This is a genomic window from Stenotrophomonas sp. YJH_SMC_130 (assembly GCF_059369035.1).
In genome coordinates this window covers 1-24,298 of the sequence record NZ_JCAFSH010000022.1, presented here as the reverse complement: position 1 = coordinate 24,298, position 24,298 = coordinate 1, and the positions used below count along the sequence as shown (strand labels likewise).

The following is a 24,298-nucleotide window of genomic DNA, read 5'->3' as shown; positions in this document are numbered from 1 at the left end:
TCGGCAGGCTCAGCCGCCGCGCAGGTTGCCCAGGCGCGGGGTGCTGCGGCCCAGCGGCATCTTCAGCTTGCCGATCGACAGGATACGGCTTTCGGCGATGCGGTCGGCTGCCCGCTGCGGCGCGATGTTCTCGCGTTGCGACAGTTCGAAGATGCGGGTGAGGTTGTGGTAGATGCTGCGGATCAGGCGCATCGCGCGTTCGCGGTTGTAGCCATCGATCTCCAGCGACACGTTCATCACGCCGCCCGCGTTGACCGCGTAGTCAGGTGCATACAGGATGCCGCGCGCATGCAGTTCATCGCCGATTTCCAGGCTCGCCAGCTGGTTGTTGGCGGTACCGCAGATGATCTTCGCCTTGATCCGCGGCAGGGTGTCGGCGTTGATCGCGCCTTCCAGCGCGCACGGTGCGAACACATCGGCGTTCACTTCGTGGATCTCGTCCGGCTTGACCGCTTCGGCGCCGAAATCGCTGACCGCGCGATCAACCAGCGCGCTGTCCAGGTCGGTGACATACAGTTTGGCGCCGCGATCGCGCAGCAGCTTGACCAGCTCCATGCCGATGTGGCCCAGGCCCTGCACTGCGATGCTGGTCTTGCCCACTTCCTCATGGCCGAACTTGAAGCGCATCGCCGCCATCAGCGCCTGCAGCGCACCGTAGGCGGTGAACGGGGCCGGATCGCCGGAGCCGCCATGGACCTGGTGCACGCCGGTCACGAACTGGCTCTCCAGGTAGATGTTCTCCATGTCGTTGACGTCGGTACCGACGTCCTCGGCGGTGATGTAGCGCCCTCCCAGCGAGTCGACATAACGGCCGAAGGCGCGGAACAGTACTTCAGTCTTGTCCACCTTCGGGTCGCCGATGATCACCGCCTTGCCACCACCGACGTTGAGGCCGGCCAGCGCATTCTTGTAGGTCATCGTCCGGCTCAGCCGCAGCACGTCGGCCAGCGCCTCGTCGGTGCTGGCATACGGACGCATGCGCACGCCGCCCAGGGCCGGGCCCAGGGTGGTGTTGTGGATGGCGATGATCGCCTGCAGGCCGGCATCGTGGTTGTGGCAGAACACCACTTGTTCGTGGCCGGTGGTGGCGAGGGTTTCGAATAGCATGGCGTCTCCGATGGCGCGAACAGCGGCGAACTGCAGCGAACGGCCAGTGAACGGTAGGGTCCCAAAACAAAAAAAGCGACGTCGTCATGGCTGGGGGACGGGTCGCGCGGCGCCATTCTAGTCCATTCCCCCGGCCGGTGCCGTCGACATCGCATGCCTTGCAGTTAAAGAAGATGAAAATGCGGCCGATGCTGCGACGACGGCGGGTGGCCGGATTCGCGTGAAGAGGCAGGCGGTCAGTGACGGCAAGGGCACCACAACGACAGGGCAGGCGGCGATGACAGCGGCCTGGTGGCGATCGCTGCGCGGCTGGCTGGCGCGTTCGACCGGGGCGGCACCGTCGCGGCTGGTTGCTGCGTCCCGCCAGGCGGTGGCCGCCGCAGCGGCGAGCCTGCAGGGCGAGGCGCTGCCCCCGGCCGAGATCGCTGCACATCTGCAACGTGGCCTGCATGCGCTGGCCCTGTACCCGCGTCTGGCCGGTGAATCCACGCCGGTGCAGGCCGCAGGGCTGGGCGAGGCGGTGGCGCGCGCGCTGCAGGACCGCAACTGGGCGGCCAGGCAGCTGCCCCGCCGGCCGCAACTGCTGCCGCAGCTGATCCAGACCGTCAACGACGATGCCGCCTCAGCGCGGGTGATGGCCGCGATCATCGGCCAGGACCCGGTACTGACCGGCAACCTGCTGCGCATCGCCAACAGCCCGGCCTACAAGGTGCATGAGCGCCCGGTTGAAAGCCTGCAGCGGGCGGTGACACTGGTGGGTACCGAAGGCGTGCGGCAGATCATCAGCGCGGTACTGGTGCAGCCGGTGATGCAGGTGCAGTGCGAAGTGTTCCCGCAGTTCAGCGCGATCATCTGGGAGCACGCGCTGCTGGCCTCGCGCGTGGCCGCCGATCACGCACGTACGGTCACCTTCGGTGATGCCTTCGCTGCGCAGTGGCTGGGCCTGGTGCAGGGACTGGGCGCGTCACTGGTAATGCGCCAGCTGCTGCAGGAAGCGCAGGCCCGCGGCGAGGCCGTGGAGCCGGCGTTGGCCCTGCAGCTGCTGCAGCAGTGGTCGTTACCGTTGGCGCAGCGGGTGGCCGCCGCATGGGAGCTGCCTGAGCCGGTTCACCAGGCCCTGGCGGTGGATGCAGAAGGGGCGCTGGCCGACAGCCTGCGCCTGGCCAGCGCCGCCGCAGCGGCCAGCCTGTTGTGCCGCCATGGGCATGCCAGCCAGAGCCGCATGCTGGCGCTGCTGGAGCAGCTGCCTTCAGCGCCGCCGCATGCATTGCGCTGGATCTGGCGGCGCCTGCATGGGCGCAGCGTGGAAACGCTGGATGAGGCCGGACAGGACCAGGCCGGCCCGGCGGCCTGAGTGCTACAGCTGCGATTCGACAGGCAGCCAGCTGATCACCCGCGACAGCCAGCGTTTGCGCGCCGTTGCCCCTGGCTCGGCCTCGACCCAGTTCGGTGGCGGCTCGCGCTCCAGCCAGCGCAACCGGCCACGGTCGTCCAGCGCCAGCCACCAGCTGTGCCTGGGGCCTGCCAGGCGCAGGTACTCATCGCGCAGCCGCGCCCCCAGCACCGGGTCGTCGAACAGTACGCCCATTTCGGTGTTGAGGTAGGCCGAGCGCGGGTCGAGGTTGAACGAGCCGACGAAGCCGCGGCGGTCGTCGACCACGAACGCCTTGGTGTGCAGGCTCGCGCCGCTGCTGCCGAACATGCCGGCATCGCCGGACTGACCCTGCGCCTTCAGTTCGTACAGGTGGACGCCCGCTTCGAGCAACGGCACGCGGTAGCTCATGTAGCCGCCGTGCACGGCGGCGACGTCGTTGGCAGCCAGTGAGTTGGTCACCACGCCGATCTGCACGCCCCGCCCGGCCATGGCCGAAAAGCCATCCAGGCCTTCGTTGCCTGGCACGAAGTAGGGCGAGATCAACAACGTTTTGTGCCGGGCGGCCTGCAGCTCGCTGATCAGGGTCGACACCAGCCAGGCAGCGCGATCATCCCTGCGATGCTTCAGCGGCGGGTCCGAGACGATGCGCACTGCACTGCTCCAGTGCAATGGCTCGGGACTCGGGCGCTGCCGCTGGCGTGATTCGGCCACGCGCGCGAGGTAGGGCCGGGCCACGTCCCGCTGCGCCTCATGATCCGATTCGCGCACCAGCAGGCGCAGCTGCGCATCGGTATGGAAGGCAAGCGCGGATACCGGAATGGCGGCCTCGCTGTTCCAGTAGTCGTCGAAGATCCGGTTGGCCTGCTCCACGGCAGGGCCGGCGACCAGCAGGTCCAGATCCTGGAAGTTCACATCGGTGCGCGCGCTGAAGTACTCCTCGCCGATGTTGCGGCCACCGACGATCGCGACGCGGCCATCGGCGATCCAGCTCTTGTTGTGCATGCGGTGGTTCACGCTGAAGAAGCGTTGCACCATCTCCACCATGCGCAGGATGCCGGTCCGGTTGCGGAACGGGTTGTAGAGGCGGATTTCAATGTTGGGGTGCCGGTCCAGCGCCATCATCAGCGCGTCCTTGTCCTTGGCATTCATGTCATCGAGCAGGATGCGCACGCGCACACCGCGCTCGGCGGCGTCATGCAGCGCCTTGGCCATCAGGTGGCCGATCAGGTCGTCGTGCCAGATGTAGTACTGCAGGTCCAGGCTGCGGCCAGCGTGCGCGGTGATCATCGCGCGCGCGGCGAAGGCATCCATGCCATCACTGAGGAACGCTACGCCTGATTGCCCGGGATGCGCGTCCTGCAGCGGCACGATCTGCTGGTCGATGCGGGTCTGCGCCGGCTGCAGTGGCAGTACATGCGAGGGCGCGCCCTGTGCCTGTGGCGTGAGATGGTCGGCCAGCAGCAGCCCGGACAGGACCAGCAGCAACAGCGCGGCGAGGATGATTGCAGCGACGCGCAACAGGCGTCGCCACAGGGGCATGGGCAGGCTCATGCCTCGATGGTAGATCCACGCCCTGCGTGAAGGAATGCCTGCAGGATCGATAGGGCATCAGCGCGCTTGCCTTCGGCAACGGATCCGACCCCGGGGGCGTCACAATGGGGGCGGACCCGTTTCCGCAGGAAAGGGCCCTGACCCGCAGGCCTCAGAACCGCTCGTCGCTGCCCAGGTAACGCCACTGCGCCGGCGGCAGCGGCCCCAATGCCACGCGGCCGATGCGCAGTCGGCGCACGGCCAGCACCTGCAGCCCGGCGGCGGTCACCGCCACGCGCAGGCCCTTGGCGGTCAGCCCCTTGCCGGCAAAGCGCAGGCGCTGCTCGCTTTGCCAGCTGACCTTGGCGCCGCCGGATTCCTGCTGCAGCCGCGCCAGCAGCCACGGTCCTCGCTCGGGGCCGCCTTCGGCCACTTCGATCAGGTATTCCTGTTCGGTGCGGCCCAGATTGCGCTGTAGATGGGCCAGCGTGGCCGGATCCTGGCTGACCACCACCAGGCCGCTGTCGCTGGCCGGAAGCGCAGCGGCCAGCTGCAGGCCGTGGAAATGGCGCTGCAACGGACGGATGTCGCTGGCATCAAGTTCGCTGCGGCTGTCACTGCTGACCAGCGCACACAGGGTCTCAGCAGCAACGCCGGCCGGCTTGTGCAGCAGCATGCTGACCCGCTCGGCCTTTTCATCGCTGGCCTGCTCGGCCACGACGATCAGCACGCTGTCATCGACCGGGCGCTGCGGCTGTTCCACCACTTCGCCGTTGACCGTGACCCAGCCGCCTTCGATATAGCGCCGCGCTTCGCCGCGGGGGATGCCGAGCAGGGCGGACAGGCGTTTGTCGAGACGGATCGGTTCCATGGCGGGCAGGTCGGGCAGGGGGCGCGCAGTGTAGCTGCTGCGGCCGGTCAGCGCTGGCTGCGGTTGGCCAGCTCGGTCAGGTACAGACGGGTATCGAACTCCAGCTGCAGGTAATCCGGTTCCATGTGTTGGCACAACTGGTAGAAGGCCTTGTTGTGGTCGGCTTCCTTCAGGTGGGCCAGCTCATGCACCACGATCATGCGCAGGAACGCCGCTGGCGCCTGGCGGAATACCGTAGCGATGCGGATCTCGCGGCTGGCCTTGAGGCGGCTGCCGTGCACGCGGGAAATGGCGGTATGCGTACCCAGCGCGTGCTTGATCACTTCCAGGGTGTTGTCGTAGCAGACCTTGTTGAGTGGCACCGACTTGCGCAGGTAGCGGTCCTTCAGCTCCTGGGTGTAGTCGTACAGCTGGCGGTCGCTGCGCACCTCGTGCGGGTCGGGATAGCGCTGCTGCAGCCAGGGGCCGAGCTTGCCCTGCGCCAGCAGTTCGCTGACCTGGGCGACCAGGGGTTCGGGGTAGCCGGTGAGGTACTTCAGGACTGCCATGCAGGGGCGGCGGGGCGTCGGTAGAATGGAAGCATCCAAGATTACACGCGGTACGTACCGACCATGGCAAAGCCCAACGCGCTGCAGGAACAATTGCTCAAGGCCGGTCTGGCCAAGAAGTCGCAGGCCAGCGCCGCCGCGCGGGAGCAGGCCAAGGCCCGGCAGGGCAAGGCCGAATCGGCCTCGGCCGAGGTCCAGCGTGAGGCTGAACGTGCCCGTGCCGAGAAGGTCGAGCGCGACCGTGCGCTGGCCGCCGAGCGCAATGCCCAGGCCAGGCAGGCGGAACAGAAGGCGCAGGCGAAGCAGATCATCGCGGCCCATGCAGTGCCCCACAAGGGCGATGACGAGTATCGCTTCAGCGATGGCGCGGCGATCCGCACCCTGCTGATCGACCCCAAGCTGCGCAAGGCGCTGTCGGTGGGCGTGCTGGTCATCGTCGCCAATGGCGAGGGTCACGCCCTGCTGCCGCGCGCCGCCGCCGAGAAGGTACGCGAGCGGACCCCGGAGGCGATCATCGTCGACCACGGCCAGCCGGGCTCGACCGCCGAGATCTCCACCGGCAACGCCGAGGACGACGCCTACTACGCCCAGTTCCAGGTGCCGGACGACCTGATCTGGTAAGCAAAAAGGGGACGGAGGGGATTAAGTCGCAATCGGCTTGATCGTACCCATCCGCGCTCTGTTCGTCTTCCTGAAGAGCAGCCGAGCGTGGCTCGGCTCTACATTAAGGCGTGCCTTTTTGCCGGGGTGTATTGTCTCCATATCAGGCGACACACCTGCGGAGGATGGCCATGGCTACCGGTTGGGCGGGAGACGGCGCGGTCCAGGACCAGATCGACGCCACCGTCGACGATGCGATCGCCCGCGCGCGGCGCCAGCTGCGCGAGGGCCCGGGTCTGGAGCACTGTGAGGAATGCGGCGCGCCGATCCCGTTGGCGCGGCGCCAGGCCGTGCCCGGTGTCCGGCTGTGCGTGGCGTGCCAGCAGGCGCATGACGACGAAGAACAGGCGCATGCCGGCTACAACCGGCGTGGCAGCAAGGACAGCCAGTTGAGGTAAAGGTTGTTCGGCAGGGCTGCGCCCTGCACCTGCTTGGAGCAACGGCAACGGCAACGGCAACGGCAAAAGCGTGCGATCCGAGGGATGGCGGGGCGGGTCCGATTGAGGGGGACGCTGCAAGTACGTCCATGTAAGCTCGGTCGCCGCATCCATGCGGCTCACGCCCCCTCAACCGGACCCACCCCGCCTTCGACAGATTTCCGCGATCTGTCCGTTCTTCTGTAGAGCCGAGCCATGCTCGGCTCAAATCATTCCGATATCGAAATTTTCGATTTCGATGGAAATTTATCCACGCATGGCGGGATCTACCCGATCGCGGAAATCTGTCGGAGGTGGGGCGGTGTCGGAGTGCGGGGTGTCAGCCGCATGGGCCCGAGGCATGCCTCGGGCGGGTTGGGCAGGACGCCCAACCCCGGTCTTGCCGTGTGCGCAGGAAAGCGCACACGAGCAAGCGGCTGCCAAGCCTGCAAGGACGTACTTGCGGCGTCCCCGCACTCCGACACCGCCCCGCCACCCCACGGAATGCCAGCTTTTGCTGTTGCTGTTGCCTTGGCTTGAAGGCTTCGGCGCGTGCAGGGCGCAGCCCTGCCGAAAACCCCACCCTCAGCCGTCGCCCTGGATGCCGCCGGGTGCCTGCGCCGGGTCACGCCAGCGGCGCACCGTGCGCTGGAAGAACAGGTTGTTCGGCAGCTGCAGCACCGTGCCTTCGTGGCCGTCGCCGGTTTCCTGCAGTGTGGTGTAGATCAGGTTCACGTCGATCACCCGGCCCTTCAGGCCCGGCTTCTCGCCGTTCTCCAGCACTTCGATGTAGTCATGCAGGCGGAACGGGCGAGTGGTGAAGATCAGCAACGTGCAGAAGATGTTGGAGAGCACGCTCCAGGCCGCGAAGAAGGCCACCGCGCCCACGGCGGCGAAGCCGGTAAACGCGGTCCACAGCACCGACGGCTTCGCGCCGAGCAGGCTGAGGATGTACAGCAGGGCACTGAAATAGACCACGAAACTGGTGATCCGGCGTGCACCCATCGCCATTTCGGGCGGCAGCGTGTAGTGCTCGGCAAAGCGCCGGATCAGGCGACGGGCGAGTACCCGCAGCAGCCAGGCGACCAGCAGCACCAGCACGATCTGCAGGGCCACGCCCGCGTAGTTCAGCCATGGGTGGCTCCAGGCCGGCAGGTGATCCTTCAGCGACAACATCATGGGGGCGAAAACAGGTGGCGGGAACGGCCTCGATGTTACCCGGCGCGTGCCGGGGTTTCGACCATCGGTGACCACGCCAGGCAGACCAGCTCCTGGCGATCCTGCTGCAGGCAGGCGCGGCCGTTGTCGGGCCACAACCGCAAGGACAGGCCCGATGCCTGCAGCACGACGCAAGCGACGATTACCAGCAGGGCGGCGCAGGATGGGCTGGACATGGCGGAACTCCCTGGAGGTGTTTTCTCGAATGACCTTGCATGGATGCAGCCATCGTCGAAAAGGTTGCATGGCCTTGATCGGCGATGGCAATCGGCTCTAAACCTTTTTCCGGGTCGCCGCATCCAAACGATATGCTCGACACCACCATGCCAGCGCCGCCTGCCGCCCACGCCCCTGTCGACGAACCCGCCCTGGTGCGGGCGGCCGCCGCCGGTGACACTGCGGCCTACGAACTGCTGTACCGGCGCCATGCGCCGCGCGTGTTCGCCGTACTGTGGCGCCTGTGCGGGGGCCAGCAGGCGCGTGCCGAGGATGCCCTGCAGGAAGCGTTCCTGCAGGCATGGAAGGCGCTGCCGGGGTTCCGGTTCGAAAGCAGCCTGTCGACCTGGTTGCACCGGCTGGGCGTCAACGCCGCACTGATGGAACTGCGCGGGCGCGCCGCCGGGCAGGACCACGACAGTCTGGAGGAGGTCGACGGCGGCCTGCAGGAGCTGGCGGTGCACGACCGTTGTGCCGGTACCGAGCGCGACCTGGAGCGCGCACTCGCGACGCTGCCTCCGAGGGCGCGTGCGGTACTGGTACTGCACGACATCGAAGGCTGGAAACACCAGGAAATCGCCGAGCAGCTGCAGATGGCCGTCGGCAGTTCAAAGGCACAGCTGCATCGTGCGCGCGGCCTGCTGCGCGCACGGCTGGGAGACATGACATGAGTACACACGAACACGATTGCGATCACGATCTGCTAGCCCGGCTGCGCGCGCTGCCGAATGAGCGCGATGTACCGGCCGATGGCTGGGCACGCCTGTCTGCCCGGCTGCCGCCGCGTGAACCAGAGGCAGCACCTGCGCCAACCGGCAAGGTGGTGGCCCTGGCAACGCGTTCGCGGCGCCGCTGGTGGTTGCCGGCCGGCGCTGTCCTGGCTGCCAGCCTGGCGATCTACGCCGTGGCCCCTTGGCGGCATGCGCAGCCGGATATACCGGTGCCGTCCACGCTGCAGTTGCAGGCTGCGGCGATGACCGAGCAGTACCGGCAGGCGGTGGCCGCGCTGCCCGCAGGCCGGGCACCGGAATGGCAGCCGGCGCTGCACGAACTGGATGAAAGCGCGGCACAGATCCAGGCCGCGCTGGCGCAGGACCCACGTGCGCCTCACCTGCTTGGCCAGCTCAAGCGCACCTATGCGCTGCGGCTGGAACTGACCCGGCAGGCGGCCTATGCCGCCGAGTCCGGCCTGACGACCTGAGGAGACCCCCGATGACACGAACCCTGATGACCTGCTGCGCCGCGCTGTTGCTGCTGCCCGCGGTGGCCCTGGCTGACACCCGGATCGACGAACGCCACAATCTAGCCGCCGGCGGCCGCATCGAACTGAGCAACGTGGCCGGCAAGGTGACCGTGCGTGGCTGGGACCGCAACGACGTGCAGCTCACCGGTACGCTCAGTGATGGCCTGCAGCTGCGCCAGGAAAAGAGTGCCAACCGCGTCCGCTGGGAGATCGAGTATCCGCGTCGCAGCAACAACGGCGGCGCAACGCTGGTGCTGAACGTGCCGCGCTCGGTGGAGCTGCTGCTGAGCACGGTCAGTGCCAGCCAGGACATCAGTGGCATCGACGTGCGCCGCCTGCAGGCCGACACCGTCAGCGGCAGCCTCAGCGCCTCCGGTCGCAGCGGTGACAGCAAGCTCAATACGGTCAGTGGCGGTGTCAGCGCGCGCCTGCAGACGCCGAAGCTGGACGTAAATACGGTCAGTGGCCGGATCGTGGCCGGGAGCGGCGTGTCCGGCGACATCGGTGCACAGACGGTATCCGGCCGGGTCGAGGTCGATGCCGGGCGGGTGCAGCGGCTGGCGGTGGAAACCGTATCGGGCAGTATTGACCTGTCGGCGGCCGGGCTGGCGCCGGGAGGCCGTATCAATGTCGAATCGGTGAGTGCGTCGGTCAACCTGCGCCTGCCGCGCGCCGTCTCGGCGCAGCTGTCGGTGAACAGCTTCAGCGGGTCGATCAACAGCGATGCTGGCCAGGTGGAGCGGCCGCGCTACGGCCCCGGCAGCCATCTTGACACGCGGCTGGGCAGCGGCGACGGTGATATCCGCATCCAGTCGCATTCGGGCAGTGTTCGGGTAAGCCTGGATCGCTGAGCGCGATCCGGCAGGCCGCGGCGGCAGCGCCGCCGCGGTCGCTACTGGGTCAGCTGGCTTTCTTCAGCGCCCAGGTGGTGCCGAGGACTTCGATCTTGCCACCGGCCTTGCGGAACGCTGCCAGGTCCGAAGCGATCGAATCGCTGCTGACCACGGTGCTGGCGGCCGCGCCCTTGCGTTCGCTGCGGATGCTGTTGCTGGCCTTCGCGGGGGTCTTTGCCTTGCGGGGCATGGTTGCTCCTGTCAGGTGGAAGGGGAGGAAAGCGCCCAGGCATCAGCCTGGCGCAGGTAGTCCTGCCGCTCGCGGCGGCAGTCACTGCCGCCCATCGAGAACTGGCGGCAGATCGCCGGGCGCTGCGAATAGATCGTGCAGCGCAGGTGATAGGGATCGATCGCCGCACACCAGCCTTCCTCGTTGCGCGCCATCACGGCACGGCCGTGGGTGTCGCGTGACAGGAACTGGCCGGGCACGTGGTCGCCGGACTGCAGCAACACGGGCAGCCGGCAACAGACCGCGTCACAACGGCGGCAGTCGATGGGTGCATGTGCTGCGTCAGGTTGTAAGGCCTCAGGGGCCTGGCGGGTGCCCAAAGCGGGTCTCGATGGCGGCTCCGGTGGTACGCGGACCATGAACGAGCCAGGAAGGCATGGCCGCTAGGCCCGCAGGGCGGGCCAGGCTGCACCGTGGACACACACCGGCGTGGCCGGTGGAAGGTGCAGCAGGGTTCTAGCCGACCAAGAGTAACTTGGATCGCGTAACGTTTTGTTAATCCTGGCTGGCTGCCGCCAGCGCAAGGCCCTGGACCACGCCCAGCGAGGGCTCGCCGTGGACCATGCGGGCGCCCGGGAAGGCCTCCGCAACGGCCTGGCGCAGATACCCGGCGCGGGACATGCCGCCGGTCAGGAACACCGCGTCCGGGTCGCCGCCGATGTCGCTGCGGACCTGGGCCAGCAGCTCCCGGAGCTGCTCCAGATAACCATGGGCGGCTGCGGCCAGGCCGTCGGCGCTGCTGTCGGCATGCAGGTCGCGGGCGATGTAGTCCAGCGTGCTGCGATGTTCGCTGGCGGCGCTGAGGGCGATCTTGGCGCGCTCGACGTCGCGGTACAGGCGGGCGGTATTGCCGGTGTCCTGCAGGGCCTGCAGGCGCGCGCCCCACGGATTGTCGACATGGTCATACTTGTGCTGGCGGAAGTCGCGCTGGCGGGTCATGTCCTGCACGGTGGCCGCTTCCACGTAGTGGTGGGCGGGCACGCGGGTGATGCCGCGGCCGAACAGCGGCATGTAGCTGGACAGGCTCAGCGCCAGGTCGATGTCGGTACCGCCGCGGGCGATGCCCCAGGCGCGGTGGATGCGCGGGGCGTCGTCGCCGCCGACTTCGGCGTGGGCGATATCGGTGGTACCGCCGCCGATGTCGACGATCACGGCCTGGTGCCGTTCGCGGCTTTCGGCGTGATAGTGCATGGCCGCCGCGGCTGGTTCCTCGAGGAAATCGATCTGGTCGAATCCGGCTTGGCGGGCGGCTTCGCGCAGGATGTCCAGCGCCTGGTCATTGCCGGCCGCACCGATCGAGCTGCGGAACTGCACCGGACGCCCGAGCAGGGCCGCTCGCAGCGGCTGGCCAAGCTGGGCGCTGGCGGTCAGGCGGATGTGTTCGAGGATGTGCGCGGCGATGCCGGTGATGGTCTGCTTGGCGCGCGGGTGCAGGTTGTAGCCGAGCATCGATTTCGGGCTCTGCACCAGGTTGCCTTCGTGTTCCTCGAAATAGGCTTCCAGCGCTTCGTCACCGTAGACCGCATTCTGCAGCAGGTCGCTGGCACTGCGTTCCTTGCCGGCACGGGCCTCCATCCATTCCCGGCGCAGCGCGCGCAGGGCTTCGCGGCGCAGCGCCTGCGGCGTGCGTTCCTGGCCGGCGGCGCGCGCCGCACGCGCAGCGCTGTTGATCATCTGCTGCAGCTGGTGCTCCTGGCCGTCATCGAGCTGGAAGTCATCCGGGTCGGGCACCACGCCGGGGAAGTACACGCTGGTCCGGAACTGCTCGGCGTCGCCGAAGCGGATCGGCAGCAGCTTCCCTTCATGCACGATGGCGGCGGCGGAGTTGCTGGTACCGAAGTCGATGCCGAGGCGCATGGGGAGTTCCGGGGGCGATCAGGGGCCGCGCACTCTGCTGCAGTTCGCCGCCGACTGCAAGGTCCCGCAGTTTCCTGTTCCGGGCCGGGTCAAGGAGGTCGCGGCGTACTGCCCGGAAAAGGCCAGGGGAGCCGGGCGGTTACAATGGCGGCTGTTGATTCACTTTGAGGTACTTGCTGATGTCTTCTGCCCCTGCCTGCCCGCAGTGCACCCTGGAAAACACCTACGCCGATGGCGCGCTGTGGATCTGCGCCGACTGCGGCTTCGAATGGACCGCCGAGGAAAGTGCCGGTTCGACCCTGGTCGTGCGTGACAGCAACGGCAATACCCTGCAGGCCGGTGACACCGTCACCGTGATCAAGGACCTGAAGGTGAAGGGCTCCTCGATCCCGCTCAAGCAGGGCACCGTGATCCGCAACATCCGCCTGGTCGAGGACGATGCCGAGCACATCGAAGGCAATTCGGACAAGATTAAGGGCCTGGTCCTGAAGACCTGCTTCCTCAAGAAGGCCTGACCGGCCTTCAGCGCCTGGCCTGCTGCCGTGCGCGCCAGCGGGCCAGGCTGTCCAGCTTGGCCTGGTAGCGCGCCTGCTGCGGCGCCCCGCCCAGTTCCCGTGCACGCAGCAGCTCACGATCAGCGTGCTTGAGCTGGCCCGCCAGGAAATAGACCCGCGCCAGCCCGAAGTGGAACTGGTGCGCGGTGTCGTACAGGCGCACGGCCTTCCGGTAATAGCGGATCGCCTGCTGCAGTTGCCCGGCGCGTTCGGCCTCGGCTCCGAGCAGGTACTGCGCGAACGGGTCTTCGCGCTGCACCGATTGCAACCGCTGCTCCAGTGCCTGGGCCTGCGCAATCATGCCGAGCTTGCGGTAGAGGGCGCTGGCGTTGGTCAGTGCAGCATCCTGGCGGCCGTCCAGTCGCAGCGCCCTTTCCAGTGCCCGTCGCGCGGCGGCGGTATCGCCCGTGCGGTTTTCCAGCACACCCAGGTTGTTCCAGGTGGCAGCGAAGCTGCCGTCCTGCGCCAGCGCGGTATCGAAGAAGGTACGTGCGCCCGCCATGTCGCCGCTGGCCATGCGTTCGGCACCGCGATTGTTGTAGAAGTGCGCCAACGCCCGCGCCTGGCTGATCGGCAGCGGCCCGCGGCGGTCGTACAGCACATTGCGATCCAGATCGACGGTGGCGAAGCGGCCGGCGAAGCCGACCCCGGCATTGACGTGGCCTACGCTGTAGACCAGGCCCTGGGCCTGGTCCTGGTACCACGACACCACCTGGCCGACCTCCTGCACGCGCGCCTGGATGCCGGCTTCGCGTGCCAGCGCGACGAACATCAGGGTAAAGGCCAGGCAGTTGGCGCGTCGCTGCTGCCAGATCTCGCTGACGGTAAGGGTCGCGTCGGCGTCGTACTGCAGGTCCATGCCATGGCGGTCGAAGATCATCTCCACCAGCGCCTGCAGGCGCTGCTCGCGCGAATAGCTGCGACGGGTCACCTGGGTGTGCAGCATATCGAGCATGGCCGGTGGAATCGCGAACACCTGCTGCGGCGTCGGAATCGTCGGCGCGGCGGTGCTGGCAGTGAGCGCAGGGACTTCGTTCGCGCCAGGGTTCAGGGCGATCGCGGAGGGTGCCGCCAATGCGGCCAGTGCGAGCAGAACGGATCGGGCGGCAGGACGGTACATGACGGCTCCCGGCAGCGGCGGGCGCTCCCGCCTGAGGCGAGTGTAGACCTGTGCGCGCCCCCCTGCAGTGACCGCTGGTCGGTCCGCGCGTTCATCCACAGCCGGTGTGGACCAGCGCTCGACAAAGCTGTGGACAACCGCGTTGGGGCCCCGTGCGAAGGGCGTTGTGAGGGTGTGGTGAAAAAATGGCCAGCTTGCCCGCTGCCGGCGCAGGCGGGATGATCCGGTCATGGACTTCTCCCCGCTGACGCTCGCTCCGGCGCAGTGGCAGGCGCTGCAGGACAGCTATGCGACGCCACCACGTGCCTACCATCACTTCGGCCACGTACGTGCGGTGCTGCAGCACTGCCAGGAGGTTGCCGACGGTCCAGGCTGGCAGCAGCCGGCCGAGGTCTACCTGGCCGCGCTCTACCACGATGCGATCTATGTGGCGGGGCGAAAGGACAACGAGGCGCGTTCGGCGCAGCTGGCCCTGCAAGTGATCGCGCAGGCGCCGGAACTTGCCACGGTCGACGCGGCCCGGGTCGAGCAGCTGATCCTGCTGACTGCCCGCCATGGCGAGCTTGGCCCGGACGATGTCGATGCCGAGGCCGCGTTGTTCCTGGACTGCGACATGGCGATCCTGGCCGCGCCGGAACCGGTGTTCAGCGCCTATGACCGCGGCGTGGCCGAAGAGTACAAGGGCGTGGTGCCGGGCTTCCTGTATCGCGCCGGCCGCCGCCGTTTCCTGCAGGGCCTGCTGCGTGCACCGCGCATCTTCCTCAGCGAATTCTTCCACCAGCGACTCGATGCGGCCGCGCGCGACAACCTGCGCCGGCAGCTGGGCCGCTGAACCAGCCCGGTACACTGGGGCCTGTTTCCACCGATTGCCGCTTCCAACCGTGTCCGTCCCTGATCCCGATCCCCGCCCGTTGCCGCCGGAAGAACCCGGTCCGAACGAATGCTGCGGCAGCGGTTGCCCGCTGTGCGTGCTGGACCTGTATGCCGACGAGCTGCAGCGCTATCGCAAGGCGTTGGCCGAATGGCTGGCGCGGCACCCGGAGGCGTCCGCATGAGCCGCGCGCGCCCAGCGGCACTGCTGGCGTTGGCGGCGCTGCTGCTGTTCGTGGCCACCGCGCTGTGGACCCAGTTCGCACGCACCGATCTGGACTGGGTGCGGGCCACGCTCAGCCTCTATCTGCACGGGCCGTGGGGGCTGGCATTGCGCGCGGCCTACTGCCTGCTGGCATTGGCGATCGCCCTGCTCGGCATCAGCCTCTACCGGGGCAGCATCGGCCCGCGGCGCAGCGCGGCGGCGCCGCTGCTGTTCACTGTCTCGGCACTGGGCCTGGCCACGGTCGCCATCGGTGACAGCTGGCTGCCGGAAGCGACGCCGCTGCTGGCACCGTTCATCCATGGGCTGGCGGCCAACACCGCGTTCCTGTGTGCCAGCGTCGGCATGCTGCTGCAGGCCTGGTACCTGCGCCGCGAACCGGGTTGGCAGTCCGCCGCGGGCCTGCTCTGGGGCTGGGCCTGGCTGGCGTTCGTACTGTTGTGGCTGCATGTGTTGTGGCGCGCCGGTCCGCCGCGCGGGCTGGGCCAGAAGGTCGTGATCGTGGTGATCGTAGGCTGGCTGCTGTACCTGGCGTTGGCACTGTACCGGCGCAGTCGGCGTACCACGGCCGACTGAATCGCCAACGGCCTGCACCGGTACGTGCCGTGCACGCGGTGGCGGCGTATCGTGTGCGCATTCCATCGGGGATGCGATATGAAGCGTGCAGGGCTGGGCAGGGCAATGGGTGTGGTACTGGCGCTGGCCGCGCTGCCGGCGACGGCGGCGGGGACCCCGCAGCAGTTCAGCCATGGGCGGTTCGAGCAGATTCCGGTGCACATGCCGGCCGGCACGCCGCAGCGGGTGGTGATCTGGTTCCACGAGCCCACCCCGGGTGGTGACACCAGCCGCCTGCCGATCGAAGCCCTGCGTGCCGACGGTGCCATGGTTGCCGCTGTGGACATCGCGCACCTGCGCGGCGTGCTCAAGCGCGAGGGTGATCCGACCTGTTCGTTCGGCGCCGGTGACGTCGAGAACTTCTCGCGCTGGCTGCAGGCGTCCCTGCATCTGCCCGGCTACCACCTGCCGCTGGTCGGCGGTGACGGCGAGGGTGCCGAGATGGCCTATTCGCTCGCGGCGCAGGCTGACACCCAGGTGTTTGCCGGCCTGCTCACCACCGGCTTCTGCCCGGACCACAACCACCAGCGCATGGTCTGCGGCGATGGTGTGAAGCACAACACGCTGCAGCCCGCCGAACTGAATTTTCCGTGGTTGAGTGCCGCTGGCGATCACGGCTGCAAGGTGGGCGAGGCCAGCCAGTTCGTGCAGCAGGTGGCGATGGCGCGCGAATTCAAGCGCACCGCGCGCGGTGATGCGTCGCCGGGCCTGGTCGCCGCGGCGCGGGTGATCGGCGCGCAGGCCGGGGTCAGTCTGGCACCGCCGCCGGCCGCGCTGAAAGGCCTGCCGGTGGTGGAAGTACCGGCGACCGGTAGCGGCGATACGCTGGCGGTATTCGTTTCCGGCGATGGTGGCTGGGCCGGCCTGGACAAGGACGTGGCGTCGTCGCTCAACGAGCACGGCGTGGCCGTGGTCGGCATCGACTCGCTGCGCTACTTCTGGAGTGAGCGCACGCCGAAGGGCTTTGCGGGCGACCTGCAGAAGATCATCGATCACTACCGCCAGCAGTGGCACCGCGACAAGGTGATGCTGATCGGTTTCTCGCAGGGCGCCGACGTGCTGCCGGCCACGATCAACCAGCTCGACGCCGGTACCCGCGAGGCGCTGGAGCGCATCGTGCTGCTGTCGGTGGGCAGGAAGGCCGACTTCGAATTCCATGTCAGCAACTGGCTGGGCGGTGGCGGCGACGGCCTGCCGATCGCGCCGGAAGTGGCCAGGCTGCCGGCGGAAAAAACGTTGTGCGTGTACGGCGACAAGGACGAGGACGCACTGTGCCCGGACCTGCCGGCCAATGACGGCGTGAAGCGGGTGAAGCTGCCGGGCGACCACCATTTCGGCGGTGACTATGATCGGCTGGCCGAGGTGATCCTCAAGGGCGGGGCGTGAAGCGGAGAGCGTGCGAACCAACGGTTCGCACCCACCAGAACGAGCCGCGGTAACGCCGGGCCACGCCCGTCAGCGTGTTGGCGCTGGCGTGTCGACCAAGGTCGACACCTGCCGGGTGGTGCGGGTCGTCAGTTGCGCCGCGGGTCCAGAGAGATCAGGCGCGTGGCGTCCAGCAGCGCCGCCGGCAGGTGCATGCCGCCAGGCGCGGCGAGATAGCGCGGCCGCCACTGCGGATCGAACTTCGACTTGAAGCGGCGTAGGCCACTGAACCCGTAGAAACGTTCGCCATGCCGCGCCAGCAGGCCGGCCAGGCGGTTCCAGCGGCCAGCCAGACGATGCTGTGCCAGCCCGGAAAGCGGCGCCATGCCCAGCGAGAAACGTGCATAGCCCTGTGCGCGGCCCCACAGGAACAGCTCGATGAAGAGGAAGTCCATCGTGCCCTTCGGTGCTTCGCTGACGTGGCGCATCAGGTCCACCGACAGCTCGGCGCCGGCCGGTGCCTGCCACAGGTTGGCGAAGGCCACGATCTGGCCTTCGGCCTCGACCAGCGCCACCGGGAAGCGCACCAGGTAATCCGGGTCGTAGCTGCCGAGCGAGAAGCCCTTTTCGTCGCCGGCCTTGTCTTCCAGCCATGCGTTGGAGATCGCGTGCAGGCGCGGCAGCAGGCTGGGAATTTCCTCCACGGGCGCCACGCGGAAGGACAGGCCACCCCGCTTGCCCCGGTTCCAGGCCTGGCGCAGGTCGGCGCGCTCGCGCCCTTCCAGGCCGAAATCATGCAGCGGCACCATCGCTTCTTCGCCCAGCTTGACCAGCCCCAGGCCGAGGTCAAGATAGGTCTGCCAGTAGGACTCGCCGACCTGGTAGAAGACAGGGCGCAGGCCGAGGCGGTCGGCTTCCTCGCGGAAGCGCCAGATCAATGCGCGGGCGACGTCCGGCGGGCCGACCGGGTCGCCCATCGCGATCAGCGAACCCCCATAGCGCTGCATCATCACGAAGCCCAGTTTCGCTTCATCGCGCAGCACTGCCTTGTCAGCAGTCAGCACCAGGCAGGCCTGGGTGTCGGTGGCACCGGCCAGGACCGGCGCCAGCGATTGCAGCGTCGCTTCATCGGCGGCGGGCAGCGGGCTGCGTGTGCTGTGCAGCAGCCGCGCCAGGCCGAACATCACCAGCGCGATGGCCACCACCAGCAACGCACGCAACGCGCGCGGTGCGTTGCCGGAGACCGCGAACTGCCACCACAGCTCGTTCTGGTATTCGACATGGCTGTAGGTGAAGAACAGCAGCCAGGTCACTGCCACCAGCACCAGGCCCAGGTTGCGCAGCCACGGCCAGGACCAGGCTTCATCCAGCAGCGCACCCTGGCGGTAGAACTCGCGGCGCGCGGCCCACAGCGCCATCGCCACCAGCACCGCCGAGACGGCGATCAACGGTTGGCCACCGCGCAGCCACAGCGGCAGCGGGGTGACCACGCACACCGCCATCGCCAGCATCCACGCCGCGTGGCTGCGACGGGCCAGGCCCTGCCCGATCAGCAGCAGCGCAACACCGCTGAGGCTGCCGATCAGGTGCGAGGTTTCCAGGATCGGCAGCGAGGCATTCACCAGGTGCCGGCGTGGCGTGGGCAGGGTGCCATCGATGACCAGCGCGGCGCCGATGCTGAACACCGCCAGCGCGATGATCTGCGGCAACCATGGGCGCAGTGCGTTCCAGCCGGCGCGGGTTGCCCCGGCACTGGCCTGCAGCGGCTGGCGCAGCGCGGGCGCAAGGGCGAGCAACGTGGCCAGCACCAGCGGTAGTACGTAATAGGTCACGCGGTAGATCAACGCGGCCGCCAGCACCGCCGCCGGTGCCACCTGGGGCAACAGCTTCAACAGGCTCCATTCGAACACGCCCAGGCCGGCCGGCACGGTCGAGACCAGGCCGGCCAGTACCGCGACGAGGTACAGGCCGACGAAGCCGGGCAGGCCGGTGGGCGTCGAGTCCGGCAGCAGCACATAGAACGCGGCGCTGGCCAGTACCAGTTCGATCACGCTGAGCACGGTGACGCCGAGCATGGTGCGGCGGTCGGGTAGCCACAACGCATGTCCGAACACGCTGAACTGCCGTCCATCGCGACCGACCAGCAGCACGGTACCCAGATAGGCGAGCAGGGCGACGATGCCGACGATGCGCACGGCATCGGGATTCAGTGGCAATGCCAACGCCGCTGCCGCCGGTTCCATGCAGAGCGCCACGCTGATCAACAGCCACGCACCGAATACGAAACCGAGCGTGCTCATCAGCACCACCTGGCCGATCTGCGCCAGGTCCAGGCCGGCGCTGCGGTAGCCACGCAGGCGCACTGCGCCACCGGTCAACGCGGCAAAGCCCACCGTCTGGCCCAGCGTATGCGCAAGGAAGGCGGTGATGCCGATGCGTGCCGGATGCACGCGGATGCCGCTGCGGCGCAGGCCGATGGCATCGAAGCCGATCAGGCAGGCGTAGCTGGCCAGGCCGAGCATCACGGTGAGCGTGATCTGCAGGCCACTGAGCTGGCGGAATGCCTGGCGGATGGCGCGGTAGCCGTGCTCATCGAATTCACTGGCCAGGCCATGCAGGGCCAGCGACAGGATCAGCAGGGGAACGACAATGGTGATAACCCGCTTCCATGCCGGGGTGGAGGAAGCGGCGGCGGGGTTGGTGGCTGCGGTCATCGGCGCAAGGGTGCGTCAGGAGGGGCGAGTGCGGTGTCAACGCGGGGCGTGGCGCATCGTGCGCCTGTCGCCGCCATTTGACCAGCGGATGTGTCGGAGCCCGGTAGTGACGTGTCGCGCGGGGACCCGTGCACCCACCGTTGACCGGATTGGAGGACAATGCGGGCCTGATCACCCGCAGGAGCCACGCCCATGATGGAGCGTTACGACGTCGGACCGCGCATGTCCGAAATGACCGTGTACAACAAGGTCGCCTACCTCTCCGGCCAGATTCCGGAAGACACCAGCCAGGACATCACCGGCCAGACCCGGCAGGTGCTGGCGGAGATCGACAAGCTGCTGGCGCTGGTCGCCAGCGATCGCCAGCACGTGCTGCGTGCGGAAGTGTTCCTGGCCGACATCGCCGACTTCGACGGCATGAACAAGGCGTGGGACGAGTGGGTGGTCGAGGGCGCGACCCCGGCCCGCGCAACCTTCGAAGCCAAGCTCGCCCACGCCGAGTGGAAGGTCGAGATCGTGGTGACGGCAGCGGTGCCGTAACTGCGGGATGGGGTCAGGTCCCTTTCCTGCGGAAAGGCATCTGACCCCTGTTACAGCGGCAGCAGCTCGATGCAGTCCACCGGGCACGGCGGGATGCACAGCTCGCAGCCGGTGCACAGGTCGGCAATGACCGTGTGCATGTACTTGGCGCCGCCGACGATGGCGTCCACCGGGCAGGCCTGGATGCACTTGGTGCAGCCGATGCAGTCGGCTTCGACGATCAACGCGACCTGGGCCGCCTTGTGCTCGCCGCGCGAACGATCGAACGGAATCGCCGGTACGCCCAGCACCTGCGCCAACGCCCGTGCACCGGCGTCGCCACCCGGCGGGCAGCGGTCCACACCCGCCTCGCCACGTGCCATTGCCTGCGCGTACGGGCGGCAGCCGTCATAGCCGCATTGCCCGCATTGGGTCTGCGGCAGCAGGCGGTCGAGGCGTTCGGTCAGGGGCGGGATCAGGCTCATGCGTGGCGAAGGCTGCGCGTTGGGTTATTTCAGGGGCTTGCCGCGGAACCAGCGCTCGTGGGCCAGCGCCAGCATCGGCTTGTCTTCGGAACTGTCACCGTAGGCATGGATGCGCACGTAGCGCGACAGATCGAACTGGCGGCGGATGTGCTCGGCCTTGCGCGGACCGCAGTCGCCACCGGCGTAACGGCCGGTCAGGCGGCCGTCCTGGCTTTCCAGCCGGTTGCAGATCAGCTGCAGGCCCAGCTGCTCGCACCACGGCCGCAGGTACAGGTCCAGCGAGCCGGACACGATCACGACGGTGTGCCGCTGTTCCTTGTGCCAGCGAATCTGCTCCAGCATTTCCGGGCGCACCACGTCGGGCAGGAACTCGCGCGAGAAGCCTGCGGCCAGCGTGGCGATGTCATCGCTGTGGCGGTCACTGAAGGTCAGGCGGGTGACGCGTGCACGGATGCGTTCGGCCGAGATCAGCTTCAGCCTGTACGCGGCCAGCCACGGCCCGACTTTCCACCATGCCTGTGCCAGCTGTTCGGCGGTGGCCACGCGGCGCAGGAAGCGGCCATAGGTATCGCAGGTGGTCACGGTGTGGTCGAAGTCGAACAGCGCCAGTTCCATTGCGTTGCTTCCCATCGCGTTGCCTCCCGGGGCCGGAGCTGCCGGCGGGCGTGGCCGCAACCACGCCCGCTGCAGGCATCAGCGGACCGGCATGCCCGGCTGCGCGCCGCTGTCGGCGTCCAGCAGCGCCAGTGCGCCACCGTCGAAGCCGGCCGACAGGATCATGCCTTCGCTCAGGCCGAAGCGCATCTTGCGCGGGGCCAGGTTGGCGATGAACACCACGCTGCGGCCCACCAGCTTCTCCGGTTCGCCGTAGCTGCCACGGATGCCGGAGAAGATCTGGCGCTTGCCCAGCTCGCCGGCGTCCAGTTCGAAGCGCAGCAGCTTGTCCGAACCTTCCACGAACTCGCAGACCAGCACCTTGCCGATGCGCAGGTCGAGCTTGGCGAAATCGTCAATGCCGATGTAGGCCGGGGCGTCGGCGCTCTTTGCTTCGTCCTTGGCCGGGGCCGGAGCCGGGGCGGCCGGCTTGGCGGCGGGGGCAGCGGCAGCCGCCGGCTGCAGGGTGTCCTTGGAGGCGTCGATCATGGCGTCAATCTTCTTCGGGTCAATACGGGTGAACAGCGGGGTGTACTCGGTGATGCGGTGTCCCAGCAGCGGTTGCGCCAGCTCGGTCCAGTCATTCACCGGCGCGGCGAGGAAGGCCTCGGCCTGCGCGGCGGTGGCCGGCAGCACCGGCTTCAGGGCGGTGACCAGCACGCGGAACAGGTTCAGGCCCTGGCTGCACACGGCCTGCAGCTGCGCATCGGCGCCTTCCTGCTTGGCGATGACCCACGGCTTGACGTCGTCGATGTAGCGGTTGGCTTCGTCGGCCAGGGTCATGGTCAGGCGGATCGCCGCGGCCGGGTCGTTGCGCTCGTAGGCTTCACGGATCGGCGCCAGGCCATCGACGAAGCGCTGGTACTGCGCCGCATCGGGGAGCTGCGCGGCCAGCTGGCCGTCGAAGCGCTTGCTGATGAAGCCGGCGCAGCGGCTGGCCAGGTTGACGAACTTGCCGACCAGGTCGGCGTTGACGCGGGCGATGAAGTCACCCAGGTTCAGGTCGAGATCGTCGACGCCACCGCCGGACTTGGCGGCGTAGTAGTAGCGCAGCGCTTCCGGCTCCAGGCCGGCATCGAGGAAGGTACGGGCCATCACGAAGGTGCCGCGAGACTTGCTCATCTTGGCGCCGTCCACGGTCAGGTAGCCGTTGACGTGCAGGCGGGTCGGCGCGCGGTGGCCGGTTCCGTGCAGCACCGCCGGCCAGAACAGCCCGTGGAAGTTGACGATGTCCTTGCCGATGAAGTGGTGCAGTTCGGTGGCGGTGCCGGCACGCAGGTGCGCTTCGAAGTCCTCACCGTTCCTGCCGCACAGGGTCTGGAAGCTGGACAGGTAGCCGATCGGCGCGTCCAGCCAGACATAGAAGTACTTGCCCGGCTGGCCGGGAATCTGGAAACCGAAGTACGGCGCATCGCGCGAGATGTCCCACGCGCGCAGGCCGCCTTCGGCATTGAGCCACTCGCCCAGCTTGGCCTTCACGCCCGGCAGGGCGACATCGCCGGCCAGCCACTCGCGCAGGAACGCATCGAAGTGGCCCACCTCGAAGAAGAAGTGCTCCGAATCGCGCATTTCCGGCGTGGCGCCGGAGATGACCGAACGCGGCTCCTTCAGGTCGGTCGGTGCATAGGTCGCGCCGCAGACTTCGCAGTTGTCGCCGTACTGGTCGGCACTGCCACAGTTCGGGCAGATGCCCTTGACGTAGCGGTCGGGCAGGAACATGCCCTTGGCCGGGTCGTAGAACTGCGCGACCGAACGGCGGCTGATGTGGCCGGCCGCTTCCAGCTTCAGGTAGAACTGCTCGGTCAACGCCTTGTTGGCCGCCGAATTGGTCGAGTCGTAGTGGTCGAAGGCCACGCCGAAGGCGGCGAAGTCACGTTCGTGGCTGGCCTGGATGTTGGCGATGAAGGTTTCCGGGGTGACCCCGGCCTTTTCCGCGGCCAGCATGATCGGCGTGCCGTGGGTGTCATCGGCGCAGACGAACCAGGTCCTGCCGCCGCTCATTCGCCGCGCACGTACCCAGATGTCAGCCTGGATGTAGCCGACCAGATGGCCCAGGTGCAGCGGGCCGTTGGCGTAGGGCAGGGCGGTGGTGACGAGCGCGGTACGGGTCATGGTCGCGGGGTGAAGCCGAGGGGAACCGCAGAGTATCGCATGCCCGCAACGACGTGACCCGGCCGGGGCCGGGTCACGGGGTTGAAGCAGGTGCGGAGCGCTTATTCGCGCTGCCAGGTCTGCGCGCGGCAGATGAAGGCGATGCAGCCGGATACGTCCAGCCGGGTGCCGCCAGGCTGCAGTTCCATCTTCGACTTGTAGGTCTTGCCGTTGGCCGGGTCGAGGATGGTGCCGCCGGACCACTTGTTGGCGCCGTCGGCCTTCAGGTTCCAGAGGATGGTCATGCCCTTCACCGGCTTGTTCCTGTTGGCGCCTTCACAGCCGTCACAGACCGGGTTCGGGCCCTTGTCCGAGTGCAGGATGTCGACCACCTTGCCGGTCAGCGTGCCGTTGGGGGCCTGGGTGATCTCGACGATCGACTTCACCTTCCCGGTCTTGTCGTCGATGGTCTTCCAGCGGCCGGCGGCGCCGTCGGCGGCCTGCGCCGAAAGTGCGGCCAGGCACAGCGGCAATGCCAGCAGCAGGGTCTTGAAGGTCTTGCGCATGGTCCCCTCCCAGGGTTCATTCCGGCACGGTGCCGGCATGGGTCGACTGTATACCCATTCGGCGGAGTATGGGGAAGGGGGGCGTTGCAGGGTTGCGCCCTGCACCCGCAGAGGCAACGGCAACGGCGGGATTCCGTGGGATGGCGGGGCGGGTCCGTTTGCGGGGGGCGCTGCAAGTCCCCCTCCGGGGCCCGGCCCAGCCGCTGGCGGCTGTGCGTTCGGGCGCTTGCGAAGCAGTGCTTCGCAAGCAAAGCGCCCTCACCCATGTAAGCTCGGTCGCCGCTTGCTCGTGTGCGCAATCCTGCGCACGCGGCAAGACCGGGGTTGGGCGTCCTGCCCAACCCGCCCGAGGCATGCCT

The 24,298-nt window shown here is 67.9% G+C and carries 27 protein-coding genes; 12 read left to right on the top strand and 15 right to left on the bottom strand.

Going from position 1 to position 24,298, the window contains the following annotated elements; genetic code table 11:
- Nucleotides 1-9 precede the first annotated feature (9 nt).
- Nucleotides 10-1,107, bottom strand: coding sequence for a Glu/Leu/Phe/Val dehydrogenase dimerization domain-containing protein (locus AC5P5V_RS16725; RefSeq protein ID WP_049413064.1), 1,098 nt, complete (start codon nt 1,105-1,107; stop codon nt 10-12).
- Between the two features lie 277 nt (nt 1,108-1,384).
- Here AC5P5V_RS16725 and AC5P5V_RS16720 point away from each other — a divergent pair, with 277 nt between their 5' ends.
- Complete coding sequence (locus AC5P5V_RS16720; RefSeq protein ID WP_231352763.1) at nt 1,385-2,461, top strand: HDOD domain-containing protein; 1,077 nt, start codon at nt 1,385-1,387, stop codon at nt 2,459-2,461.
- Between the two features lie 3 nt (nt 2,462-2,464).
- Here AC5P5V_RS16720 and AC5P5V_RS16715 read toward each other — a convergent pair whose 3' ends face one another.
- The 3 genes from AC5P5V_RS16715 to AC5P5V_RS16705 all read right to left on the bottom strand — a co-directional run bounded on the left by AC5P5V_RS16715 (nt 2,465) and on the right by AC5P5V_RS16705 (nt 5,431).
- On the bottom strand, nt 2,465-4,021 hold the full coding sequence (locus AC5P5V_RS16715) for a phospholipase D family protein (protein WP_231352240.1): 1,557 nt from the start codon (nt 4,019-4,021) through the stop codon (nt 2,465-2,467).
- A gap of 163 nt (nt 4,022-4,184) precedes the next feature.
- The gene (locus tag AC5P5V_RS16710; RefSeq protein WP_231352239.1) at nt 4,185-4,883 is read right to left on the bottom strand and encodes an RNA pseudouridine synthase; all 699 of its coding nucleotides are present in this window, start codon (nt 4,881-4,883) and stop codon (nt 4,185-4,187) included.
- A gap of 47 nt (nt 4,884-4,930) precedes the next feature.
- The gene (locus AC5P5V_RS16705; RefSeq protein ID WP_049414246.1) at nt 4,931-5,431 is read right to left on the bottom strand and encodes a M48 metallopeptidase family protein; all 501 of its coding nucleotides are present in this window, start codon (nt 5,429-5,431) and stop codon (nt 4,931-4,933) included.
- Between the two features lie 63 nt (nt 5,432-5,494).
- Here AC5P5V_RS16705 and AC5P5V_RS16700 point away from each other — a divergent pair, with 63 nt between their 5' ends.
- Both AC5P5V_RS16700 and AC5P5V_RS16695 read left to right on the top strand, forming a co-directional pair.
- A complete protein-coding gene (locus AC5P5V_RS16700) occupies nt 5,495-6,052 on the top strand; it encodes a DUF2058 domain-containing protein (protein ID WP_134969447.1) in 558 nt (185 codons plus the stop codon).
- Between the two features lie 170 nt (nt 6,053-6,222).
- Nucleotides 6,223-6,489, top strand: coding sequence for a DksA/TraR family C4-type zinc finger protein (locus AC5P5V_RS16695; RefSeq protein WP_061479821.1), 267 nt, complete (start codon nt 6,223-6,225; stop codon nt 6,487-6,489).
- Nucleotides 6,490-7,092: 603 nt separating this feature from the next.
- On the opposite strand, the gene AC5P5V_RS16690 is transcribed toward AC5P5V_RS16695, so the two are convergent.
- Complete coding sequence (locus AC5P5V_RS16690; protein WP_134968338.1) at nt 7,093-7,686, bottom strand: mechanosensitive ion channel family protein; 594 nt, start codon at nt 7,684-7,686, stop codon at nt 7,093-7,095.
- 35 nt (nt 7,687-7,721) lie between these two features.
- Nucleotides 7,722-7,901, bottom strand: coding sequence for a hypothetical protein (locus AC5P5V_RS16685; RefSeq protein WP_134968337.1), 180 nt, complete (start codon nt 7,899-7,901; stop codon nt 7,722-7,724).
- Between the two features lie 132 nt (nt 7,902-8,033).
- On the opposite strand from AC5P5V_RS16685, the gene AC5P5V_RS16680 reads away from it, so the two are divergent.
- The 3 genes from AC5P5V_RS16680 to AC5P5V_RS16670 are packed head-to-tail and all read left to right on the top strand — an operon-like array spanning nt 8,034 to nt 10,035.
- Nucleotides 8,034-8,612: an RNA polymerase sigma factor gene (locus AC5P5V_RS16680; protein ID WP_005418173.1), complete on the top strand. Its 579-nt coding sequence runs from the start codon at nt 8,034-8,036 to the stop codon at nt 8,610-8,612.
- Nucleotides 8,609-9,142, top strand: coding sequence for a hypothetical protein (locus AC5P5V_RS16675; protein WP_134968336.1), 534 nt, complete (start codon nt 8,609-8,611; stop codon nt 9,140-9,142). The genes AC5P5V_RS16680 and AC5P5V_RS16675 overlap by 4 nt, the downstream gene beginning before the upstream one ends.
- Before the next feature lie 11 nt (nt 9,143-9,153).
- A complete protein-coding gene (locus AC5P5V_RS16670) occupies nt 9,154-10,035 on the top strand; it encodes a DUF4097 family beta strand repeat-containing protein (protein WP_061480626.1) in 882 nt (293 codons plus the stop codon).
- Between the two features lie 49 nt (nt 10,036-10,084).
- Here the strand turns inward: AC5P5V_RS16670 and AC5P5V_RS16665 are convergent, their stop codons facing one another.
- The 3 genes from AC5P5V_RS16665 to AC5P5V_RS16655 all read right to left on the bottom strand — a co-directional run bounded on the left by AC5P5V_RS16665 (nt 10,085) and on the right by AC5P5V_RS16655 (nt 12,163).
- Complete coding sequence (locus tag AC5P5V_RS16665) at nt 10,085-10,267, bottom strand: hypothetical protein (protein WP_005410566.1); 183 nt, start codon at nt 10,265-10,267, stop codon at nt 10,085-10,087.
- 11 nt (nt 10,268-10,278) lie between these two features.
- Nucleotides 10,279-10,572 carry a YkgJ family cysteine cluster protein gene (locus tag AC5P5V_RS16660; protein WP_072169117.1) on the bottom strand — a complete coding sequence of 98 codons (294 nt, stop codon included), beginning with the start codon at nt 10,570-10,572 and terminating at the stop codon, nt 10,279-10,281.
- Nucleotides 10,573-10,801: 229 nt separating this feature from the next.
- On the bottom strand, nt 10,802-12,163 hold the full coding sequence (locus AC5P5V_RS16655; protein ID WP_231352237.1) for an Hsp70 family protein: 1,362 nt from the start codon (nt 12,161-12,163) through the stop codon (nt 10,802-10,804).
- A gap of 179 nt (nt 12,164-12,342) precedes the next feature.
- Here AC5P5V_RS16655 and AC5P5V_RS16650 point away from each other — a divergent pair, with 179 nt between their 5' ends.
- Nucleotides 12,343-12,678, top strand: coding sequence for a zinc ribbon domain-containing protein YjdM (locus AC5P5V_RS16650; protein WP_010482882.1), 336 nt, complete (start codon nt 12,343-12,345; stop codon nt 12,676-12,678).
- 7 nt (nt 12,679-12,685) lie between these two features.
- On the opposite strand, the gene AC5P5V_RS16645 is transcribed toward AC5P5V_RS16650, so the two are convergent.
- Nucleotides 12,686-13,837, bottom strand: a complete 1,152-nt coding sequence (locus tag AC5P5V_RS16645) for a transglutaminase domain-containing protein (RefSeq protein WP_134968335.1) — start codon at nt 13,835-13,837, stop codon at nt 12,686-12,688.
- 229 nt (nt 13,838-14,066) lie between these two features.
- Between AC5P5V_RS16645 and AC5P5V_RS16640 the strand changes: the two genes are divergently transcribed.
- From AC5P5V_RS16640 to AC5P5V_RS16625, 4 genes are all read left to right on the top strand, one after another.
- Nucleotides 14,067-14,669 (top strand): HD domain-containing protein, encoded by a 603-nt coding sequence (locus AC5P5V_RS16640; RefSeq protein ID WP_088496759.1) that lies wholly within the window; start codon nt 14,067-14,069, stop codon nt 14,667-14,669.
- 49 nt (nt 14,670-14,718) lie between these two features.
- Nucleotides 14,719-14,892, top strand: a complete 174-nt coding sequence (locus tag AC5P5V_RS16635; protein ID WP_061480629.1) for an oxidoreductase-like domain-containing protein — start codon at nt 14,719-14,721, stop codon at nt 14,890-14,892.
- Nucleotides 14,889-15,506 carry a DUF998 domain-containing protein gene (locus AC5P5V_RS16630; protein ID WP_134968334.1) on the top strand — a complete coding sequence of 206 codons (618 nt, stop codon included), beginning with the start codon at nt 14,889-14,891 and terminating at the stop codon, nt 15,504-15,506. Before AC5P5V_RS16635 ends, AC5P5V_RS16630 begins: the two co-directional genes overlap by 4 nt.
- Nucleotides 15,507-15,584: 78 nt before the next feature.
- On the top strand, nt 15,585-16,931 hold the full coding sequence (locus tag AC5P5V_RS16625; RefSeq protein ID WP_308140859.1) for a virulence factor family protein: 1,347 nt from the start codon (nt 15,585-15,587) through the stop codon (nt 16,929-16,931).
- Between the two features lie 128 nt (nt 16,932-17,059).
- On the opposite strand, the gene mprF is transcribed toward AC5P5V_RS16625, so the two are convergent.
- Nucleotides 17,060-19,624, bottom strand: coding sequence for a bifunctional lysylphosphatidylglycerol flippase/synthetase MprF (gene mprF, locus AC5P5V_RS16620; protein ID WP_134969371.1), 2,565 nt, complete (start codon nt 19,622-19,624; stop codon nt 17,060-17,062).
- A 192-nt stretch (nt 19,625-19,816) separates the two neighbouring features.
- On the opposite strand from mprF, the gene AC5P5V_RS16615 reads away from it, so the two are divergent.
- Nucleotides 19,817-20,164, top strand: coding sequence for a RidA family protein (locus tag AC5P5V_RS16615; protein ID WP_005418155.1), 348 nt, complete (start codon nt 19,817-19,819; stop codon nt 20,162-20,164).
- 50 nt (nt 20,165-20,214) lie between these two features.
- Here the strand turns inward: AC5P5V_RS16615 and rnfB are convergent, their stop codons facing one another.
- The 4 genes from rnfB to AC5P5V_RS16595 form a co-directional block, all read right to left on the bottom strand.
- Nucleotides 20,215-20,628, bottom strand: a complete 414-nt coding sequence (gene rnfB, locus AC5P5V_RS16610) for an Rnf electron transport complex subunit RnfB (protein ID WP_061480619.1) — start codon at nt 20,626-20,628, stop codon at nt 20,215-20,217.
- A 24-nt stretch (nt 20,629-20,652) separates the two neighbouring features.
- On the bottom strand, nt 20,653-21,243 hold the full coding sequence (locus AC5P5V_RS16605; RefSeq protein WP_061480618.1) for an HAD family hydrolase: 591 nt from the start codon (nt 21,241-21,243) through the stop codon (nt 20,653-20,655).
- A 78-nt stretch (nt 21,244-21,321) separates the two neighbouring features.
- Nucleotides 21,322-23,394: a methionine--tRNA ligase gene (gene metG / locus AC5P5V_RS16600; protein WP_061480617.1), complete on the bottom strand. Its 2,073-nt coding sequence runs from the start codon at nt 23,392-23,394 to the stop codon at nt 21,322-21,324.
- A 101-nt stretch (nt 23,395-23,495) separates the two neighbouring features.
- Nucleotides 23,496-23,939, bottom strand: a complete 444-nt coding sequence (locus AC5P5V_RS16595) for a DUF2147 domain-containing protein (protein ID WP_049415741.1) — start codon at nt 23,937-23,939, stop codon at nt 23,496-23,498.
- Nucleotides 23,940-24,298 lie beyond the last annotated feature (359 nt).